General features: G+C 43.4%; 11 protein-coding genes. 9 read left to right on the top strand and 2 right to left on the bottom strand.

What is annotated here, in order from left to right; translation table 11 throughout:
* The first annotated feature begins 1 nt into the window (after window position 1).
* The 3 genes from DWZ67_RS01555 to DWZ67_RS01545 all read left to right on the top strand — a co-directional run bounded on the left by DWZ67_RS01555 (window position 2) and on the right by DWZ67_RS01545 (window position 6,675).
* Entirely contained in the window at window positions 2–1,726 is a 1,725-nt protein-coding gene (locus DWZ67_RS01555; RefSeq protein ID WP_120137999.1) for a glycosyl hydrolase family 18 protein, read from the top strand.
* Window positions 1,727–1,980: 254 nt separating this feature from the next.
* Complete coding sequence (locus DWZ67_RS01550; protein ID WP_120137998.1) at window positions 1,981–5,091, top strand: SusC/RagA family TonB-linked outer membrane protein; 3,111 nt, start codon at window positions 1,981–1,983, stop codon at window positions 5,089–5,091.
* A gap of 21 nt (window positions 5,092–5,112) precedes the next feature.
* Window positions 5,113–6,675, top strand: coding sequence for a RagB/SusD family nutrient uptake outer membrane protein (locus tag DWZ67_RS01545; protein ID WP_044468636.1), 1,563 nt, complete (start codon window positions 5,113–5,115; stop codon window positions 6,673–6,675).
* Window positions 6,676–7,276: 601 nt separating this feature from the next.
* Here DWZ67_RS01545 and DWZ67_RS01535 read toward each other — a convergent pair.
* A complete protein-coding gene (locus DWZ67_RS01535) occupies window positions 7,277–8,080 on the bottom strand; it encodes a ThuA domain-containing protein (protein ID WP_005833047.1) in 804 nt (267 codons plus the stop codon).
* A 35-nt stretch (window positions 8,081–8,115) separates the two neighbouring features.
* Window positions 8,116–10,581, bottom strand: coding sequence for a glycoside hydrolase family 9 protein (locus DWZ67_RS01530; RefSeq protein ID WP_120137997.1), 2,466 nt, complete (start codon window positions 10,579–10,581; stop codon window positions 8,116–8,118).
* A 231-nt stretch (window positions 10,582–10,812) separates the two neighbouring features.
* On the opposite strand from DWZ67_RS01530, the gene DWZ67_RS01525 reads away from it, so the two are divergent.
* The 6 genes from DWZ67_RS01525 to DWZ67_RS01500 all read left to right on the top strand — a co-directional run bounded on the left by DWZ67_RS01525 (window position 10,813) and on the right by DWZ67_RS01500 (window position 22,470).
* Complete coding sequence (locus DWZ67_RS01525) at window positions 10,813–12,477, top strand: DUF6377 domain-containing protein (protein WP_005827019.1); 1,665 nt, start codon at window positions 10,813–10,815, stop codon at window positions 12,475–12,477.
* A gap of 206 nt (window positions 12,478–12,683) precedes the next feature.
* Entirely contained in the window at window positions 12,684–15,644 is a 2,961-nt protein-coding gene (locus tag DWZ67_RS01520) for a SusC/RagA family TonB-linked outer membrane protein (protein WP_005827017.1), read from the top strand.
* A 32-nt stretch (window positions 15,645–15,676) separates the two neighbouring features.
* Entirely contained in the window at window positions 15,677–17,470 is a 1,794-nt protein-coding gene (locus tag DWZ67_RS01515; RefSeq protein ID WP_005833034.1) for a RagB/SusD family nutrient uptake outer membrane protein, read from the top strand.
* Between the two features lie 22 nt (window positions 17,471–17,492).
* Window positions 17,493–18,671 (top strand): hypothetical protein, encoded by a 1,179-nt coding sequence (locus tag DWZ67_RS01510; protein ID WP_005833032.1) that lies wholly within the window; start codon window positions 17,493–17,495, stop codon window positions 18,669–18,671.
* A 310-nt stretch (window positions 18,672–18,981) separates the two neighbouring features.
* Entirely contained in the window at window positions 18,982–20,319 is a 1,338-nt protein-coding gene (locus DWZ67_RS01505; RefSeq protein WP_044468601.1) for an alpha-amylase family glycosyl hydrolase, read from the top strand.
* A 3-nt stretch (window positions 20,320–20,322) separates the two neighbouring features.
* Window positions 20,323–22,470, top strand: coding sequence for a glycoside hydrolase family 97 protein (locus tag DWZ67_RS01500; protein WP_057097531.1), 2,148 nt, complete (start codon window positions 20,323–20,325; stop codon window positions 22,468–22,470).
* The last annotated feature ends 375 nt before the right edge of the window (window positions 22,471–22,845 follow it).

The raw sequence follows: 22,845 nt of genomic DNA, 5'->3' as shown, positions 1-22,845 counted from the left end.
TATGAAAAAAATTAGAATGATGATGGCTGCCGCTTTGGGCGTATTGGTTTCATGCGGTAGCGTTAAGTCGGGAGAAGAGGTCGTTGCGGCTTCCCGCGATTCAAAGGTTGTGGTTGCTTATGTCACTTCGTGGAGTGAGGTGATGCCCGACCCGCAGTACATGACGCATATCAACTATGCGTTCGGTCATGTAAACGAGAGCTTTAACGGTGTCAAGATTGATAATGAGGAACGTTTGAGACAGATTGTTGATTTGAGGAAACAGAAGCCGGAGCTGAAAGTGCTGCTTTCCATCGGCGGCTGGGGAAGCGGACGTTTCAGTGAGATGGCTGCCAATGATGAATATCGCCGTGCTTTTGCCGCGGACTGTGACCGTGTGGTGAAGGAGTTCGCTTTGGATGGCATTGACATCGATTGGGAATATCCCACCAGCTCTATGGCAAATATATCCTCGTCACCGGACGATACGGAGAATTTTACACTTCTGATGCAGGATATCAGAGCTGCCATCGGCAATGAAAAGGAACTGACACTTGCCACCGTAGCTTCTGCCCGTTACATTGACTTCAAGGCTATCTTGCCTTCCGTCGATTTTGTGAATATCATGGCTTATGACATGGCTTCTGCTCCCAAGCACCATTCGGCGCTTTATCCGTCAGGACATAGCGGTGACATTACTTCGGACGGTGCCGTTACTGCACACTTGAAAGCGGGCGTACCGCCTTCCAAGCTGGTGATGGGTATGCCCTTCTATGGTCGTGGAGGTGACGGTTATCCCAGCTTCCAAGACTATAATAAGGTAGGGAATACGGATACCCAATATACTGAAAAGTGGGATGAGGTGGCTCAAGTGCCTTATCTGGCCGATAAGAATGATACGTTGGTATTTGGTTTTGAGAATCCCCGTTCACTTGCCATCAAGTGTCAGTATATTCTGGATAAAGATTTGCTGGGAGGCATGTATTGGGATTATAGCGGAGACAATGAGCAGGGTGATTTGCGCCGTACGGTAGCAGAAAACCTATTGGGCAAGCCGCACAAGGCGAAGGTACTGGTGTTGACGGAACGTGGTGGACAGCACGGAGGATTTACAGATGCCGGCTTGAAGTGGTTGGCGGCCGAAGGTGCAAAAGGGAATTTCAGTATTACCGAGATAAACAATGCCAGGAACATAACGGAGGCTTACTTGTCGCAGTTCAGCTTGGTTATTCAATTGGATTTCCCGCCTTATACTTGGCCGAAGGAAGCGGAAGATGCATTCGTCAAGTATATAGAAGAAGGCCGTGGCGGCTGGATCGGTTTCCATCATGCTACTTTGCTGGGCGAGTTTGACGGTTATCCCATGTGGCAATGGTTCTCTGATTTCATGGGTGGTGTACGTTTCAAGAACTACATAGCTCCGCTGGCCGACGGTACGCTGATTGTGGAAGATAAACAGCATCCGGTAATGAAGGATGTTCTGGCCTCTTTCGTGGTGCCCGATGACGAGTGGTATACTTATGACAAGAGTCCGCGCCCTAATGTACATGTATTAGCCAATGTAGACGAATCGAGCTACACGCCTGCATCGGACATCAAGATGGGCGATCATCCGGTGGTTTGGGTCAATGAAAGCAAAAAGGCACGCAATGTTTATTTCCAGATAGGGCATAGTAGTAAGTTGTACGAAACGGAAGGGTTTACGACCATGTTCAGAAATGCCATTAACTGGACTTTAGAAAGGTAATACTTTTTATAATCAATGGATTTGGAAGAAAACGGGTACGTTACAGAAACGTATCCGTTTTTTTATGGGTTTAAACTTTATCACTTTAAGTTTAAAATAAAACGTTTTTTATGGATGTGTTAGTAAATGAACTCCTTATGAGAAATATTCAACTTCCATTTCTTGTTTAGTACGTAATTTCGCTTATCGAAGTATTGGAATTTGTATCAATACAATATGAATAACTTCCTATTTTATAAACTAATACTATTATCATGAAAAGAAAAAGAGTCCTTTTGCTGCTTTGCATTCTCAGTTGCACTTTGCAGCTCTTCGCACAACAAATTAATGTGCAGGGTATCGTTTATGATCCTTCTGGAGAAACGGTTCCGGGTGCTAATGTCAGTATGAAAAGTAATCCGGCTGTGGGTACTGTGACGGATATTGATGGGAATTTCAGTCTGAAAGCTTCTGTGGGTGATGTGTTGGTCTTCACCTTTATCGGTTATGAGCCTATTGAGTATAAACTGACTGCTGCAGATACAAATCTGAAAGTCCGTTTTACTGATTCTTCTGAGTTGCTGGACGAGGTAGTTGTAGTAGGCTATGGTGTACAAAAGAAGAGTGTACTTTCGTCTGCTGTGAGCCGTGTTACCAGTGAAGAGTTGGATAAAGGTAATCCTACAAATATTCAGAATGCTTTGAAAGGTAAAGTTTCCGGTGTACAGATTATCTCTAATTCAGGTCAGCCCGGTGCGGAATCAAAGATTCGTATTCGGGGTACCGGTACGGTCAACAACTCCGATCCGCTTTATATAGTAGACGGCATGCCGTCTGAAAGTGGTATCAGTCATTTGAATCCTTCTGATATTGAGTCTATTGAAGTGTTGAAAGACGCAGCTTCCGCCGCTATTTACGGAGCCCGTGGTGCTAACGGTGTTGTGCTAATAACTACGAAGAAGGGTACTAAAGGGAAGGCTACTTTGAACTATGAATTTACGTACGGTATTCAGAATCCTTCCAAGAAGGTGGATTTGCTGGGTAGTGCGGATTATCAGATGTTGATGAATGAAATGGCTGCCAACGCAGGTAAGGACCCTTATTTCCCGACTGTTTCCAGCGTCAATACCGACTGGCAAAAGGAACTGCAGAACAAGAATGCTCCTATTATGAACCACAAGGTTTCGTTGAGTGGAGGTACGGACAACTCTACCTATTATGCTTCTTTCGGTTATGTAAAGCAAGAAGGTATTTATGCTAAAGGACATGCTGATTATGAACGCTACAATGTACGCTTGAATTACAATAATGTATTACTGGACACGAAATCACGAAATTGGTTGAATAAGATTAGTTTTGGTGCAATTGCAAGCTATTCCAAGTCAATCCAGACTGGTAATACTATTGGCAATAGTGAAGCAGCAGGCTTGATTACTTCCATGAATATGTTGCCTCCTACCGAGCCGGTTTATCAGACCGACCCTGCTATACTGGAGCAATATGCCGTAACTTATCCAAATCATGTCATTGCTCCTAACGGCCTGGCATACAATATCATCGAGATGCGTGAAATAACCAATCCGCTGGCAGCCATGCAGGTCAGTCATAACCAGAGGACTATGCCTCAGAATTTCGGTGCGAACTTTAACCTTGATGTGGACTTGTTACCGGGTTTGAAGTTCAAGACTACCTATGGTGCGGAATGGGTGTTCAATTCCATTAAGAATGTAACTCCAGTCTACGAGCTGAATGCTACCAGTAAGAATGCCACTTCCAAGGTAGAGGATAAGAAAAGGGAGTCTTCCTATTGGCAGTGGGAAAATGTACTGTCGTATACAAAGTCTTTCGGCCGTCATAATATAGGTGCACTGTTCGGTACAAGTATGTCTTCCTACCATTACTCCAATTTGGAAGCGGAAGATTATAATCTGCTGGTGGTGGATATAGACAAGGGATATATAGACACGGCCACAGCGCCCGAAGAGCAGTCCAAAGTATGGGGTGGGGCAGAAGACCACCGCATTGCATCCGTATTCGGACGTATCAATTATAATTATGATGAAAAGTATTTGTTCGAAGCGGTAGTGAGACGGGACGGTTCGTCAAACTTCAGTCGCGAGCACCAATATGCTACATTCCCTTCGGTTTCTTTGGGTTGGGTGTTGACTCGTGAGAAGTTCATGGAAAACAGACCTTCCTGGTTGGATTTTGCCAAGATACGTCTGAGCTGGGGACAGAACGGTAACGAACGTATTGGCTCCTTTGCCTATACAAGTATGATGAGCCAGGGTAAGAATGCAGTCATAAATGGAAAGGTATATACAGGTATGCTGCCCAGTGGCTATGCCAATGCAGACTTGAAATGGGAGACCTCCGAACAGACCGACTTGGGTATTGACTTGCGTTTCTTCAACAGTGCATTGACATTCTCTGCCGACTATTTCGTGAAGAAGACGAAGGACATGCTGCTTTCCATGCCGATTCCTCTTTATACCAGTTATGGCAGTATGACGGTCAATTCGGGTACAGTGAAGAACGAAGGTATCGAGTTCGAAGCGTCCTATCGCTTTAAGGTGGGTGAAGTGAATCTGGGTATCAATGGAAATGCTTCTTATGTGAAGAATACCGTAACAGACCAAGGCCCCGACCGCGTCGGTCTCAATAATATCGGCGGTGGTATGGGCGGTCAGGTCAGTTGGAGAGAGAACGGGCGTCCGTACGGCTTCTTCTACGGTTACTTGCATGATGGCATTTTCCAGAATCAGCAGGAGATAGACGGCTATACCTACGTAGATTCTAACGGAAAGACTCAGTTGATACAACCGAATGCCAAGCCCGGAGATATCCGTTTTAAAGATTTGGACGGTAAAAATGGTCTTAATGGCGATGACCGTACTATGATAGGTAAGCCGAATCCCGACTGGACATATGGATTTACGCTCTCTGCCGATTGGAAGGGGCTGGATTTCAGTGCATTCTTTCAAGGAAGTATCGGAAACGATATTTATAAACTGTACAGACGTTCCAACGTGACTTTTGGTAACTACGACAAATCCTGGTTGAACCGTTGGCACGGTGAAGGAACTTCCAATTGGGTACCACGTATCATAGATGGTGACAACAATAACTATCAGGTTTCAAACTTCTTTGTAGAAGATGGATCGTATATGCGTTTGAAAGTGTTGCAGATAGGTTACAGTCTGCCCGGCCAGATGTTGCAGCGTGTCGGCATCAAGGGACTGCGTTTCTTTGTGCAGGGCGAAAATCTGTTTACAATTACCAACTACAGCGGTTATGATCCTGAAGTGGGAACACGTGATGGATTTGACGGGGGAACATATCCGCAAGCACGTACTTATACTATCGGTGCGAATATTACATTTTGATTAACCTAAAAATTAGATACAATGAATAAGATATTAAAGGTATTGGCTTTGGGTGCGATGGCTTTGTCGACCACAGCTTGTTCAGATTTTCTGGAAGTGAATCCGAGAACTCAGGTGTCGGAAACCGAATTCTATAAGACGGAAGACGATATGATGAAGGGCTTGTATGCCGTGATGAATGAAATGCAGACCCGCATGCCGGAGGTTTGGTCTTACTCTTCTTTGCTGGGTGATGAGTCCGAAACCGGCGGTGGTATCGGTGAGGGGTCTTACAAGACGAAATGGGATACTTTTACCTATGACGCGACTTCTTGTTTCGGTGCATGGGGATATGGTTCTTGGTGGAATGAGTGGGATTTTGGCTTGTTCAATGGAGTCATTGCTGCCAATCTGTTGATTGACAAATTGGCTGGATGCAACCTCAGTGCAGACTTTGTCAATTCCATTTCTGCCGAAGCGCGCTTTTACCGTGCCATTTTCTATTACCATCTGTTTATGGGGTATGAGCAATTCCCGCTTATCAAACATTATCTGGCAGCCAGTGAAATGTATAGCGTTGCCAAAGGAACCCGTGAAGAAATTTATGAGTTTATGATGGGTGACTTGGATGACGAAGTGACTAAGTATCTGCCCCAGCGCAGTGCTACACAGCAGGGACGCGTTTGCCGGGATGCTGCCAAGCTGCTTCGTGCTAAAATTATTTTGTTCCATCGTGATGAGACTAAATATCAGGTGGCATTGAATGACATGAAAGAAATAATCACCAGTGGAAGATACCAGTTGAACCCTGATTATCAAAGCTTATGGGTGAAAGACGGAGAATGGTGTGCGGAATCTATCTTTGAGGTATGTTATGCCGGCAATAACTCCGGTGAAGGGTTTGGTCTTGCACGTTCTTTGGGTGGTCGTAACATTGTTGACCCGAGAAGTGCCGAGCAGGGCGGCTTGGGCGAAGGTTATGGGCAGAATACCATGCCGAGTTCCGTTTACAACATGTTTAAGGAAGGCGATACGCGCCGAGAAGGAACAGTCATTGTCTATGCGGACGAGGCTAAGAAAGTGGCAGAAATGGTGGCCAAAGGTGAACTGCCGGCAGGAAGTGCTTTCCAAGTCAGTGACCAGCAGGAAAATTATGAAGGCCTGGGGCACTATAAGATTCATCCGAGAAAGGAGACGACGTCTACGGTGAACCCTACGGATAACTATTATAACTCTTGGCGTATTTACCGTTATGCCGATGTTTTGCTGCTGGCTGTGGAGCTTGATGTACGCATCAACGGAACTGCCAGTGCCGATGCGCAAGGCTGGTTCGACCAGGTCAGAGACCGCGCTTTCAAAGACAAAGAGCATCGTATCAACTTGGCGGGAAAGAGCAAGCAGGAGTTGTTGGATATTCTTTTTGAAGAGCGTGGGTATGAGTTTATGGATGAAATGCAGCGTTGGTTTGACATTCTGCGTTTCGATAAAGGAACAGAGATTTTAGGTAACAAAGGTTGGACGGAGAAGTTCAGGTACTTCCCGATTGACCAGTCGGAAATGGATAGGGCTAAAGGTGGCTTGACACAGAACCCTGGCTGGTTATAAGTTTAGATTGGTTTTCTTTCTGAAGAGTCCCCGGTATTTCCTTTTGGAATACTGGGGATTTTTATGTGTAGGCAGTGGCGGTATCTCTCACTAAAGTTTATTTCGGCAAAACATCTGTCATGCTGTCACGCGAAGAGATTATTCTTTTGATTATAAGTTAATTAAAATGTGATGGATACCTGTGATAGATAAAAAACATTACAACCATCCATCACGCTTTCCAATTTTTGTAAAAGATGGTATGCATACTTGTTTCGTGGGTCGTTGAAATAGTTATAATCTTAGTTCTCAGCATGAAACTTTTAGTTTCAAGACTAAATACGAAAAGTTTTGACAAGTAAGACTATTGGTTTCAACAAGCAAAACCAAAAGTTTCTTTCGATAAAACCATTCGTTTCAAAGGTTAAAACTCTTGGTTTCGACTATAGGAAACTATCATTCCAACTTGTCGGGACCAGCAAGGGTATCTATATGAAACAACCGAAACAGATACCTTTTCCTTCGAAAAGTATCTGTTTCGGCATAAAAGTGTTGTATTTTGGAGAAGATTTGAAGAATACTATCCTATTTTATTCTTTTGATTACTGTTATGGGAGTTGTTTCATTTGAGGAACGGGTCACCGTTCTTGTCTTTGCTCACTACCCAGCGGAAAGCATTAACCAATAGCAGGTTCTGTGTACCGTCGATAAACTCTTCGTCACCATGTCCCATATTCAGGTAAATCATTCTGTAATTCTTGTTGGACCATACGATGGGGAAGTCGCCAAAATTCACTACATCCTTGATACCCAGTGGATAGTTCTTGGGAGATAGGGACAAGAGTACTTCTACGTCCTTGTTCTGGCGGGGGCTGGGAGTCCATTGGTACCATTCGCTGGCGGGAGCCACGAATGATGCAGGCAGATTCTTGGTAACGGGATGTTCTTCGTTGTCGACTTCGACCAATACCGGCTGGGGAGGCCAGTTGTTGCAATAGAACACCCCACCACCAAGAAACTTAACGAACCAGGGCCAATGCGTGTTTTTGTCGTTGTAGGCTGCTGCGTGGAAACCTACCCAACCGCCTCCGTTTTCCATGTATTGCTCAAAAGCATCGCGTTCGGCCTTGGTGTTGGGGGATGTGTTAAGCATGATAATGACATTGTATTCTTTCAGTTTCTCGTATGGGTATTTTGAAAAATCGGTAGTAATATCCAGAACAAAGCCGTCACCGTAATTGAGCTTCTTGAAGAAAGTGGTTGCTTGTTCTGCAAATTGTACGTGTGCTTCTTCCGCATGTTGCGTGTAATAAATCAAGGCCTTGAAGCGAGGAGCTTTGGCATAGTTTGCCGGATAACCTTCGGGGACTTGTGCGTACGTCAGCAAGGTGCAAGCCGTAAACAATAAAATAAGCAGATGTTTCATAATTTGTAATTTATAAGTTATTAATTCTCCATTATCTAATATTCCGCAGTCAGAGACAGCCATTTGCCTGCCGAGGTAATCCATACCTCTTTATAACAGGCATTGTTGGTTTGCGGCCAATAGGGGACATCGTCGTTACCCAGGGTACGGATACCAACGGGCATCTCTCCTGTCATTTCTCCCGAAGAGAAGGTATTCAGTTGCGGATAGTTGTGTCCTTCTCCATAAATCAAGGATTGTCCGAAAGGATTCTTGCCTACGGTCCAGTACAACTGTTCCAGACCGATGTTGAGCAGTTCCTTGTCCTTCAGGAAGTTTCCGCAGATGGCGGCGGACTTTCCGTTGGAAAGATGGATGGCGGTATTGCCGTTGAAAATGTTGAACCACACGGGGAAACGTTTCATGTAGTGCTCTTTGTCCAGTTGTACTCCTCGTTTAATCTGTTCCGTGTACAGTTCCTTGGCATTGGCAGGGGGAAACAGATGGAGGGCGTAGAAGTTGGTGGTATCCTTATATTCCTCTGCATGGTAAACACCGCTTGGAATCATACCGTAGGGATGGGTATACTTCATCATTCCTTTCAGATACTCTCCATATAGTTGTATGGAATTCACCCATTTAGGATAATCGGGGTGCTCCTTCTGGGTTTCGCAAAGCATCACCATGGCCTGCATATAGACCTGCTCGCGCGACTGGTGTATGTAATGTACGATGGATTTGCGGGATTTGTCCCGGTAGAAGAATCCGCGTGTCCCGTCTTTGTCTTTCAGCGGTTCCGTGCGCTGGCAGTCGAGGGTGTAGCGGATGTATTCGGCGGCGATGTCCGCATAAGAAGGTTTTCCGGTCAGCTTGTATAATTGGCTTGCCGACCAGGAGATGGTAGCCATATACTGACTTTTCGAAGTGTTGTAACTGTGTTCGTAAGGCTGGACGAACTGGTCGAAGCCATCTTTTTTGAACTTCTCCATAGCAAAAGCGAAGTCTTCTTCGGCCACGCGCAATAGGTATTCCTGCAGCATCGGGTCGTTGTCCAGCGTCATGGAGGCGTAAGCTTCGTATCCGGCATAGAGAAAGTTGTCAAATGCCATGTTCTGTACACGTACGGAAGATATGTCGTCCAATGTATTGAACACACCGTCTTGCCAGATAAGCAATCCCATGCTGCTGGCGCGGTAACCATCGCCGTAGCGGTTCTTTAGGATGAACTCTACTCCCCATTCCGCCTCTTCACGCAGGCGGGCGGCGAGGGCTGGGTTGATATTTCTTTGTTTATTATAGGCTTCGAGCAGAGCAAAGGTCACGTCTCCCGTCTGCAAGGTTTGCTGGGACAAGTCTCCTGCATCGTGCCATCCGCCGGAGTAGGAGATGCTGCGTCCGTCATGTCGGGACATGAGGTCTACGTGGCAGGTGGAATGCTTGCCGGGAACCGGATGTCCACAGCGCTGGCAGAAGATGAAGTTCAGCACTTTCCATTGTGAATCTTCCCAAAGTCTTTCTCCAATCCGGAAGGTGGGAGTTAGCGATGTTCCGACCTTCAGCTGATACTCTCCGGGATTATTGAAGGAGGTGAAATCAATAAGGCCAAATTCTCCGAGAGTGGTTTTCTCTTTTCGGATGTCTCCTTCGTAAGCTATTTCTCCGGTTGGGGTAAGCAGTTGGAAGCGCTTTCCGGCGTCTATGGTGAGGTTTGTGTTGATGAGGGCGGTTTTGGGGTGGTTGACGGCATAGCCGGTTGTCGAGTAGGAGATTTTTCCATCGGCAGGTATCCATCCGCTGACTTTCTCAGGGGCTTTCACCGTTTGCAGTTGTAGATTGTCCAGGTAGTAGATAGCTGAATCTCCTGTAGTCCGGTCTTTGCCTTTGAGGGCTGTGCTGAAGGTGATGGATATCACCTTGTCGCGCTGATACTCGTCTATTTCGAGGAAGCATTGGTTCCACTCCTTATTAATAAGGTTAATGAGGTGTGAACCCGAAGGCTGATTATATCCTTTCTTGGCAGGAGTATCTGCATTGCGAAACGTGAGGTTCATGTTGACGATGCGCGCGCCGTCGCAATCGGGATAGATGGAGAATACGATGCGGTTGTACTTCTCCAGATTGGCGCCGTCTAGATGATAGGTAACACTGCTGTTTCCGTAGGTGGCATAGTCTGGGTCGGAAGGAGAGCCGGTCGCCCTTTTCCCGGTGAATGTGGGGAATTGCAGTTTGATGCTGCCTTTGCCGGAAACGGTCTTTTCCGTACTGAAGGACATGCTTCCTGCGCCGGAATGACTCCATCCCTCTGTACCTGCCGAGCGGGTGAGAGGAGCGCTTTGCAAGACCTCCTTTTTCCATCCGTTGGTTTCGAAAGAGTTTTCAATATCCAGGGGGAGGGGTTGATGTATCAGTCCGCTTTCGTGGAGTTGTCGTTCCAGTTTGGGGTCTTGGGTCAGACGTGTCTGACCGTATGCGGCAATACTGCCGAGAGATAAAAGGTATAAAAATAATAATGTCTTTCTCATGTTGATGTCAACCTTTGGTTTCGGTTGCAATGTTAGCCATTATTAGGCAGAAGGAGGTTTGAAAACTGCCATAAAAGCTTTAAAAGCTATCCGAAGTAGAGGAAATATGAATTTCGGTAGATGTATAATCCCTATGATGTACGACTTATAATGCCAAAGAAAATACTAAAATCGTATTTTCATAACAGAAGAAAATTGTAACTTTGCGAAGTTATGTCACAATGTTAACCTATGATGCGTATCTTGATTTTAATAATAATGCTGTTGCCATGTTCGCTTGGTATGTATGCATCTGCAATAGATAGCCTTTTGTCTGTTCTGGATAAGACTATCGTGATGCGTAGACAATACGAGGAAGAAAAAGAACGGTATATTTCTTTGATAAAGGATGAGTTGAAGCAAGGGAGGCTTACTGACATGGAGCGTTATCTGATACAAAATCGTCTTTTTGCCGAATATAATTCTTATATTAGTGATTCTGCATTACATTATATAAATGAAAATATTCTTATTGCCACACGGCTAAATAATAGGCAATGGATAAATAGTTCTATATTAAATAAAGTACATATTCTAAATACTTCGGGCCTTTTTGTTGAAGCAATGGAATTGCTGAAATCGCTTCCTCGTAACACGTTGGAGGGTGAAAATATAGTGGACTATTATGTATGTTTTGAAAACCTATATCTCTATCAGGCAGAGTACGCCACTGATCGGAACTACGTGAACAATTATCTTCGGATAGCAAATTTGTATAGGGATTCTATAATCAGCCTAGTACCGGAAGATACTTATAGATATGTAGTCGTGCATGCACCTCAGCTCATTGACCAGGGAAAAAGTCAGGAGGCTATATGTTTATTGAAGAATTTTTTACCTCGGTTGAAATCCAATACGCGTGAGTATGCAGTAGCTACTTCAATTCTGGCTTTTGCTTATCATGTCGTGGGGAACAAGCAGAAAGAAATGGAAGCACGTATTAGCAGTGCCATTGCTGACATTAGGGCAGTGGTGAAAGAAAATTATTCTTTGTGCGCATTAGCGGAATTACTTTATGGAATGGGCGATTTGGAACGTGCTAATCACTATATCAAGATTAGTATGGAAGATGCTAATTATTATACTACTCGGTTGCGTAGTTCGCAGAATTCCAAGATGCTTCCGCTCATAGATCGTGCTTATCAGCAAGAAAAGGAAATACAGCAACAGCGGCAGAGAATGTTTATTACAGGCATATGTATCCTTTCTGTTTTCCTTCTATTGACAGTACTGTGTGTGCTATGGCAAATGAAAAAATTGTCTTATGCCCGTAAAAAAGTTGTTGCTGCCAATTCCCAATTGAGTATATTGAATAGTGAATTGAAGAAGCTGAACAAGTCTCAACATGAGGCTAATGAACGATTATTGCATACTAATCAGACTCTTACGGAAGCCAATCATATTAAGGAAGAGTATTTGGGACGTTTCCTCAGTTTAAGTTCCTCTTATATAAGTAAGATGGAAGAATATCGCCGCATATTGAACAAGCAGGCTGCTGCCGGTAAACTTGAGGAGTTATATCGTACATTGAAGTCCGACCGTTTCATAAATCAAGAGTTGAAAGAGTTCTATCACAATTTCGATGTATCTTTTCTTAAGATATTCCCTAACTTTGTAGAAGAATTTAATCGTTTGTTGCCAGTTGAAGAACAATTGCATCCTAAAAATGAAGAATTGCTTGTTACCGAACTGCGCATATTTGCACTGATTCGTTTAGGTATTACAGACAGTGCGCGTATTGCAGAATTTTTGCGTTATTCCATAACTACCATCTATACTTATCGTTCCAAGCTAAAAAACAAGTCTCTTTGTAAAGAGGACTTTGAAGAACGAGTGATGAAAATAACTTCTTTTTGATTTTATCCTCCTTTTGAGGCTTTCTTCTGCCTTAAAAAGTTTAGAAATGATTTAGAAATTAGTAGCAATAGCATTTTTGTAATGCGTTGTATTATAGTTGATTGCCTGTTGCAGGACTTTAGATTTTTATCTCAGCCCAAATCGTGCGTTTGTTTTGATAATACATTTGCATCAATCTATTTATTGTTTAACTAATTTCTAATAAGATGAAAAAGAAAAGTCTAAAGAGATGCCTTAAAAAGCGCATGATCCTTTTACTGGGTTTTCTTATGATGACTGGTGTTGCTGTTGCGCAACAACTTCAGGTACAAGGAAAGGTGACCGATGCAACGGGTGAAGGTCTTATCGGTGCAAGTGTATTGGTAAAGGGTACAACTTCGGGGGTGATAACTGACATTGACGGTAACTATGTGTTATTGAATGTCAATCCTGATGCAATACTTATTTTTTCTTATGTAGGTTACCAAACGCAGGAACTGAACGTATCCGGTAGAAACAAGATTGATGTTGTCTTGCATGATGACCAGCAGGTGTTGGAAGAAGTTGTAGTAGTGGGTTACGGTTCATTGAGTAAAAAAGAAGTTTCCAGTTCCATTGTACAAGTGGATAAGAAAAATTTTAATTTGGGGGCTATGAATAACCCGATGGAAATGGTATCGGGAAAAGTCGCGGGCTTGAATGTCAATACGCAGGCAGCTGCCAATCCTAACTCCAGTTCTTCATTACAAGTACGTGGTGCAACATCTGTTTCTGCAAGTAATAGTCCTTTGATTGTCATAGATGGTGTGGCAGGTGGCGATATCCGTAACATCGCTGCACAGGATATTGAATCTATTACGGTATTGAAAGATGCGGGTTCAGCTGCTATTTACGGAACGCGAGGTGCTAATGGTGTGATTTTAGTTACAACGAAACGTGGCTCGGGTGAAGCTGGAAAAACGGTAGTCACATATGACAGTTACATCGCTTTTAATGTAGCCAAGCCCTCTCCGGATATTCTGTCGGCTGATGAATTCCGTCGTTCGAGACGAGGTACAGACTATGGAGCCGACACTGACTGGTATGGACTGATTACTCGTGATGTAGCATACGACACAAACCAATATATATCTATTGATGGTAGCACAAAGAATGGTTTCTATGGTGCTTCCTTCAATTACAAAAGTGCCAATGGACTTGACATCGTGAGTGGTCGTGAAGAATTTGGAGGTCGTTTTTCTATGGAACAGCGTGTACTGGAGAATCGCTTACAATTCAACGGTTCGTTGAGTGCACGTCGTGTAAATGAAACCTGGGGAAATGATGGTTTCTTCGATAGGGCACTCACAATGAATCCTACAATGCCGGTATATAATGCAGACGGTTCGTATTATCAGCCTACTTCTCCTACGGGTGCAACCAATCCGGTTGCGGAGCTTGCTTTGAGAGATAACAACGGCCAGCGTATGTATTTGTTGGGTACGGCTGAGGCTAAACTGAATATTTTGCAGACAGAAAAGCATTTGTTGAATACAACATTAAGTTACTCATTGCATTACAATGACATGAAGCAACAATATTATGCTTCGTCTGCCGGTTCGGAGTCCTATTGGAATGGTTATAAAGGACGTGCGGAAATGAAGTATCAGAAATGGTACACCAATCGATTGGAGTGGTTGGGAAATTATGCACTGAACTTGGGCGACCACAATATTAAGGCTGTAGTGGGCTATACTTATGAGAAGTCTATCTGGGAACAGATTGGTGGTAGTAACAACGACTTCTCTTTTGATAATACGAAATATTGGGATTTGGGCAGTGGCTCTTATCTGAAGGATGGTTTGGCAAGTTTATATAGCGGTCGCTCTGAATCGACACTTATTGGCTTCTTTGGTCGGTTGAACTATAATTGGAAGGATATGCTTTTTGCATCGGCTTCGTTGCGCTATGAAGGCTCTTCCAAATTTGGTGCTAACCAAAAGTGGGGGTACTTCCCAGCAGCTTCTTTGGCTTGGGAAATGATGGAGATGGGCTTTATGAAGAATACCCGGAAAGTGTTGACCAGTTTGAAACCGCGTGTTTCTTTCGGAATTACCGGTCGTTCGGATTTTGATGCTTATAAATCACTTTCTACTTACAATACCAATGGTAGTTATCTCTTTGACGGGCGTTGGGTAACGGGCTATGCTCCCTCTAGTAATGCTAATCCGGATTTGGCTTGGGAAAAGAGCGTTGCGATTAATCTGGGTGTTGATTTTGTTCTATGGAATCGTTTACGTGGTTCAGTGGAGTATTTTGACCGTAGTTCTAAAGACTTGCTTTATACGTACACGGCACCTCAACCGCCTTTTGTCTATTCCACTATTTTGGTTAACGTTGGAACAACGAAAAATACCGGTATAGAAGTATCTTTGGATGGTGACATCCTTACTAAAACAGCAGTGAAGTGGACGAGCGGAATCAATTATTCTTATGGGAAGACTAAGTTGACCAAACTTTCTAACGATATTTACAAGGCATCTTATCTCGACCTTTACTTAAAACCGGGTACTGGCTCCAGCGAATATTTCTTCCGTGTGCAGGAAGGGGGAGAGATAGGGCAGTTCTACGGTTATGAATATGCAGGTGTTGACGAAAATGGCAATATGCTTATTTTGAATGATAAAGATGAGCAAATACCGATTTCTCAGGCTGATGCCAAGTATAAACGTTATATTGGCAATGGTGCTCCCAAGCACTTCTTGTCTTGGAGTAACAACCTGACTTGGAGAAATTTTGATTTGAGTGTATTCTTCCGCGGTACATTCGGTTTTGATGTATTCAATATGCGTAAATATGGTATGGGGCTTCAGGGATGTGGTACAGATAATGTTCTTCGCTCTGCGTATCTGGAAGATAAGAATATCCGTACCGGTGGTGGAGTAATATCTTCCTATTTCCTGGAGGATGGTAGCTTCATAAAACTGGAAAATGTAACCTTGGGATATAATTTTACTCCTAAGAACCGTAAGTTACTGGATAATATGCGCATATATCTGTCTGCCAAGAATCTGTTTACCTTGACCGGATATTCTGGTAATGACCCTTCAATTATAGACGTGAATGGTATCCAGCCGGGAGTAGATAGTAATAGTGCTTATCCTACAGCAACTCAATTGAGTTTAGGTGTGACTCTTCGCTTCAAATAAATGAGAAACAAATTATTAAAAATATGAAAGATATGAAATATATAAAATGTCGTTGGTTATTGGCGATGATTATGTCATGTTCACTTTTCTCTTGTACTAATTTGGACGAGGAAGTGTTCGATCGTGTGGATGCCGGAATTTATTATCAAGATGAGACGAGTGTTCAGGGGGCAGTGGCAGCCATCTATTCGAAAGCTGCATATAGTTATTTGGAATACTTCTGGTATTTGCAGGAGTTTTCTGCCGACCAGGTGGCATGGCGCAGTTGGAACGGTGGACTTTGGGGATGGGATGAGGCATTGAAGTTTGCTTTGTCTTCACATACCTGGACGTCAGAATCAACCATTATTCGCCAAACTTGGGAGAATGCGTGGACCACTATTGGGCTTTGCAATACGCTTATTACAGATTTGCAGGCAATCAGCCCCGCATCTATACGCATGACTGAGGATGCTTTGAATAGTTATATTGCCGAAGTACGTACCCTGCGTGCTTGGGCATACTACAATATCTTTGAGATTTGGGGTGGAGCACTTCCCTTGAACATTTCTTCGGGTGCGGAAATCCCTGGTTCTGCAGATACTGATTTTGATAAGGGGTGCAAGATTATCTACGATTTTATCAGTCAGGAATTAGATGAGTCAGTTACAGATCTTATGAAAGAAGATGGTTCTGGAAAGACTCGCAACCGCATGAACCAAGCTGCCAATCGTATGATTAAGATGCGCTTGTTGCTGAATTCTGAGGTGTTTATCAAACAAAACAGTTATAATGAGTGTGCCACTCTTTGCCAAAAAATTCTGAATGGCGATTATGGTACTTACAGCATTACCGATGACTATCGCGATATTTATTCGATAAACAATGTAGAATGTCCGGAAGTTGTAATGGCATTGGCGATGGAAGTCGGTCAGGTCAATACCGGTTGGATGCGTAACATGCCTTTCATGCCTTACAATTGTTGGGATTACTTTGGAGGTACATACAGCCAGAGCGGATGGAATTGTGTATGCTTGGCACCTTCATGGGATAATTCTGGAAATGTACAGCCGTATGGTGGTACTGACAATCCTAAGAGCTTTCTTACCGACTACGGTGATAAGTTAGGAGCAGTTTATGAACGTTTCCACGATAAAGATATCCGTAAGCAGAACTATGTGTATAATGAAACAACAGGAAACTATCAAGGCATTTTTTTGAAAGGGGCTATTAAAGCCAACTATGGTAAGGGTGCGGCTTTGAAAGCAGATGCCGACCGTGACGGTCAGGATTTGGTTTATGTGGATCAGGTGGGTACATTCCTTAATTTAGGACGTAATCTGGAGACTGTCATGTCACCTCGCTGGGGTGAAACGAATTCAGGTGTCCGTTTGGTAAGATATCCGGTTTATCCGGAGAGTGCAGGCATTGATTTCCAAAACATCGATGAGGTGGAATTCCGTTTGAGTGAAGTGGTCTATACTCTTGCTGAATGTAAAATGCGTGCAGGTGATACGGAAGGTGCTAAAGAACTGGTATATAGAGTTAAAACACGCTATTTTACAGATAAATCGGCTCTCGAACAGCCCGGTCCTGGTTTTACATCCTTTGATATGGATTGGATGTTGAGTGAATGGGGACTTGAATTCTTGGGAGAGGGGCGGCGTCGTCGTACAGACTTGCGTCGTTTCGATAAGTTTACGCAAGGGCAATGGTGGTTCTTTGGCCGTGCCACGGACGACGGTTTAAGCTATCCGGCTAAACGTGACCGCAAATACGAGTGGTATCCCTTGCCCCAGTCTGCCCTTATGGTAAATCCGGGACTGGTACAGAATCCTAATTATTAATCATCCTATAATAATAGTAACAATGAAAAAATATATATGTAATCCGCTATGGCTTTTGTTGCTTTTTGTAGCTTTCATCAGTAGTTGTGACAAGGAGGAAATTGTGTTTGACCATGAGTTGCCGCAATTTGAACTTCGTAGCGATGCTATCTTGCTGGAGGTGATTATGCCCCAAGGAACTGGTGCCGATGAAATAATTTATATTGCAGGCGATTTCAATGGAGGTCAGGATGCTGCTTCCGGAGACCTTAAGTGGCAGATGGAGAAAGCTGCAAACAATGATGTTAAATGGGGCATATACCTCTATCCGGAAGATTTTGTTAATGGAAAGACACTTGCCGATGGCTTTTATTTCGTTTCTAAGACACAAGGTATAGAGCGTACTTTGCAGAATGGGGATGCTTTACATCAAATTTCGGCTAAGGTAGGTACTCGCACTGATATAACGGTAACCCGCTGGAATGCTTATTTTGAGGAGCCGGAAGACCCAAGTGAAGTGACCCACGACGGTTATGCTGTGTTCGTGATGGACAATACAGGTTGGGATGCACTGACACTTTATGCGTGGGGAAATGATTTGCCGGAACTTTTTGGAGGTTGGCCCGGTATTTCACCTACTGGTAGCGTTGAGATAAAAGGAATTACCTATAAATACTTTGATACAGGTGAAGCAAATAAGGGATTGGTTTACAATTTGATATTTAACGATAATGGAGTAGGTTCACAATTTGATGGACCACAGAACTTTACTCTTGACCGTGACATATATTTGGAAATCACAGAAAGCGGTTGGACGGAAATAGATCCGGATGCAGTGGTCATCCATGATGGTTATACCATTTTTATTGAAGACCAGTCCGGATGGGCAGAAACAACCATATATGCGTGGGGAAATGATATACCGGAACTCTTTGGCAGTTGGCCAGGAATATTACCAACCGGTAGTGTTGAGATAAAAGGTGTCACGTATAATTATTACGATACAGGTGAAGCAAATAAGGGATTGACTTACAATCTGATAATGAATAATAACAATGGAGGCTCACAATTTGACCTCGCAGCAGTGACGCTTGATCGAGATTATTATTTCCGTATTACGGACATAGCTGGTGAGGAGATTGACCCTAACAATCCGGACGGAGACTCTGAACCGGAATCTGAAGCGGCTTTTGTTTCTAATCAGAATAATTTCTTGAAATGAGTTTTGTATAGTAATGAAGATGTTAAATGACCTATTGGTGGAATGAGATTGGGGATAGGATATCTCTTTTCAATCTTGCGGATATATGTCCCAAGGCTTGGTTTTTCTATCCCAAGTCTTGGGATAGAAAAACCAAGCCTTGGGAAGAAGTTATCTCTTAGCTCTTTTGTTTTTTAGTATTGGCTTCCGGGATTTTTAGTATTAAGGCTTAGTATCTTTTCTGCCAATGCCCATTACTGGAGAGTTTGGATGCTCCTTTTGCAGATATCAGTTCCGCCAATGAGTATAAGTATAGATAAAAAGTAGAAATATGAAAAAAGTAATAATTGCGACACTGCTCTTTACGATGCTACATTCTTGTATGGGGTGTAGTGATAGTCAGAGTGACATGGAACCGATTCCCGTCCCACAGGAAGAATACATGGCTTCGGATATGGTGATTTATGAGGCAAATCCCCGCATTTTTGCCGAAGAAAATGCGTTCTCTGCCATCAAAGCAGAGCTTGACCGTATTCAAAGCCTGGGGACTACCGTGCTTTGGCTGATGCCTGTAAATGAGCCGGGAGTACTGAAAAGTGTGAATTCACCTTATTGTATAAAGGATTATAAAAAGCTGAATACACGTTACGGAACAAAAAAAGACTTGAAAGAACTGGTAGATGCTGCCCATGCCAAAGGAATGAAAGTGATTCTTGACTGGGTTGCCAACCATACTTCGTGGGACAATGCTTGGGTGACTGAGCATCCGGATTGGTATACACAGGATGCAAATGGCAATGTGGTACAACCTCAAGAACAGCCTTGGGCGGATGTTGCTGACTTGAATTTTGACAACGAAATCATGCAGCAAGCCATGATTGATGCCATGAAGTATTGGGTAACAGAAATTGGTATTGATGGATACCGTTGTGATTATGCCGAGGGGGTACCAGATGCTTTCTGGAAGAAAGCAATCGCCGAGCTCCGTACACTTGACAATAATTTGCTGATGCTTGCCGAAGGCGGAAAAACGTCTTTAATGAACAATGGTTTCAATCTGCTCTACGGCTGGAACTTCCATAGTAAACTGAAAGACTATTATGCCGGTAAATGCTCACTTACTGACCTTTATGCTATGAATACTTCCGAATTGGAGGGAATGCCGAAGGGTACGTTACGGTTACGCTATTCTACTAATCATGACCAGGCAAGTGAGGCTTCACCGATAGAATGTTATGGCGGTGAGCGTGGTGCCATGTCTGCTTTTGTATTGACGACTATGCTCGAGGGGATACCTCTTATTTATAGTTCGCAGGAAGTAGCCTATCCGCGGTCACTTAACTTTTTCAATTACGGAGTTATAGACTTGAAGTCCAATGAAGTCTTTGCGCAAGAGATGGCAGAAATCATCAGAGCCTATAAAGCTACGAGCAGTGTACGTGGTGGTGAACTGGAAGTTTATACTACCGGAGATGCCGCTTCATTTTATCGGGCAGCAGGCAGTCATGGCATGTTGGTCATGGTGAATACCGCCAATGAGTCTGTACAAGTGAAAGTACCTATGGAGCATGCTGGCAAGACCATGACCGATGTGATTGCCGGTGTGGATGTGGAGTTGCCTACAGTAATGACGATGGAACCTTATCAATATTTTATATATCAACAATAACGGATGTATATGAAACATGTATTATTAACAGTTGTATTTCTGGGAATTGCTTGTGTGGCGATGGCACACGAATTGTTATCTCCCAATGGGAATCTGAAACTCAATGTTGTGCTTGATTCCGAGGGGGGGCCGGTCTATAGCTTATATTACAAAGGAGAGCCGGTTGTAGAACCTTCTGCCTTGGGAATACTTATGGAAGAAGCGGATTTGTCAAATGGCTTCCGGATTCTTGATGCAACAAATTCTACTTTTGATGAAACTTGGATGCCTGTATGGGGAGAGTATGAAAAAGTCCGTAACCATTACAATGAACTTACTGTCACTTTCTCACAACCGGCAAAGCACGACCGTACGATGATTGTACGTTTTCGATTGTTTGACGATGGACTCGGATTCCGTTATGAGTTGCCGGAGCAGAAAACCATGAATTATCTGACGGTAAAAGACGAACTGACGGAATTCAATCTGACCGGTAATCATACACTCTATTGCATTCCCGGTGATTATGATACGAATGAGTTTGCCTATACTACTGCGGCCATTTCCGAAGTGCGCGAAGCTATGGAACGTAATCTACGTAAAAAAGGATATGAAGCTAAAGCGACTTCATTCACAGTACAAACACCCCTTATGATAAAGACTACCGAAGGACTTTATATCAATATTCATGAAGCTGCCTTGGTAGATTATTCTGCCATGTTGCTGAATGTGGATGATAAAGAGTTTAACTTTTCTGCTCATCTTACTCCCGATAAATTAGGAAAGAAAGGATATCTGCAATTACCGTTGCATACCCCGTGGCGTACAATTATGGTTAGTGACGATGCACGTAGCATCCTTGCTTCTCAGTTGATTCTTAATCTGAATGAACCTTGTAAGCTGGAAGATACTTCTTGGATTAAGCCACAGAAATTTATCGGTGTCTGGTGGGAGATGTTTACTGGTGGAGGAGGTACATGGGCATATAGCGACTATTATAAGGCTAAACCCGGCATAACCGACTATTCAAAGTTAACTCCTAATGGACATCATCCGGCCAATACTGAACATGTGAAAGAGTACATAGACTTTGCGGCGGAGAATGGTATTGATGCGGTATTGGTTGAGGGCTGGAATGAAGGTTGGGAAGATTGGGCATCCTATCGTAAGGATCGTCAGTTCCTTTTTGACAAACCTTATCCGGACTTTGATGTTGCGGTACTACATGCCTATGCCAAATCAAAGGGAGTAAAGATTATCATGCATCATGAGACGGCTGCTAATGCTGCCGACTATGAGCGGCAGCTGGATGTAGCCTTTCAATTTATGGTAGATAATGGCTATAATTCTGTAAAGACCGGATATGTGGGCTCAATCATTCCCCGTAGTGAATATCATTCCTCACAATGGATGAACAATCATTATATACATGTGGTGAAGCGTGCTGCTGATTATAAGATTATGGTAGATAGTCACGAGGCTGTTCGTCCCACCGGCTTGTGCCGTACCTGGCCCAACTGGGTAGCGCAAGAATCTGCCCGTGGTGGTGAGTTTGAATCTATGGGGGGCAATGATCCGGATCATACTTGTATCTTGCCGTTTACTCGGTTGAAGGGTGGTCCGATGGATTACACTCCTGGTATTTTCCAGACAAAACTTTCGTATTATAATGGTTCGAAACCTAAAGGTCAGGCGGGTACTACATTGGTAAAACAATTGGCTCTATATGTAACGATGCCCTCTCCGTTACAGATGGCAGCAGACCTGCCGGATAATTATCGCCGTTTTCCCGATGCGTTTCAATTTATTAAGGATGTAGCGGTGGATTGGAGCAATTCTTGGTATTTGGAAGCCGAACCGGGTGATTATATCACAGTGGCTCGTCAAGCCAAAGGAAAACAAGAGTGGTATGTAGGTGCTATTACCGACGAACATCCTCGTACGGCAACTATTCCTTTCTCTTTCTTACCCGAAGGAAGGAAATATATTGTTACCGTTTATGCAGATGGTCGGGATGCAGACTGGAAAGATAATCCGCAGAGCTATGACATCCGTCGTGGCATAGTAACGTCAAAGAGTGTGCTGCGTCAACCTCTGGCAAGTAGTGGAGGGGTGGCTATCAGTGTTCGAGAAGCAACAAAAGAAGAGGTAAAAGGATTGAAGAAATTATGAAGCTTGTCCGTACATAGTAATTATTATGTTGCGGATTTAATACAAGCATTTAAGAATTAAAGTTAGCAATTGGAAAGGCATAGTCCGTGAGGATTGTGTCTTTTTTCGTAAATTATTCGTCATTTCTTATTTTCTTTATTATAATTTTTCTATATTTATGCCGTTATGGCGAATTGTTGACAGAATAGGAAAAGAATAGACCATTTAGGTATGAATAGAGAATGCTGGGGATTTGACATTTTATCATTCTTTAATCAAAATATAACCGTAAAATTTAGCTGTTTTGAAAAGTTTTCTTATATTTGCGGTGTTATTCATTGACATTTTGTTTGAATAGCGTAAAGTCAACAAGGTAATAACCTTTAAAACGTAATA

It is taken from the genome of Bacteroides sp. AF34-31BH, assembly GCF_003602795.1.
GTDB classification, from domain to species: Bacteria; Bacteroidota; Bacteroidia; order Bacteroidales; family Bacteroidaceae; genus Bacteroides; species Bacteroides uniformis.
Note: the sequence above shows the minus strand (reverse complement) of the source record. Positions and strands in the feature narration are given on the sequence as shown.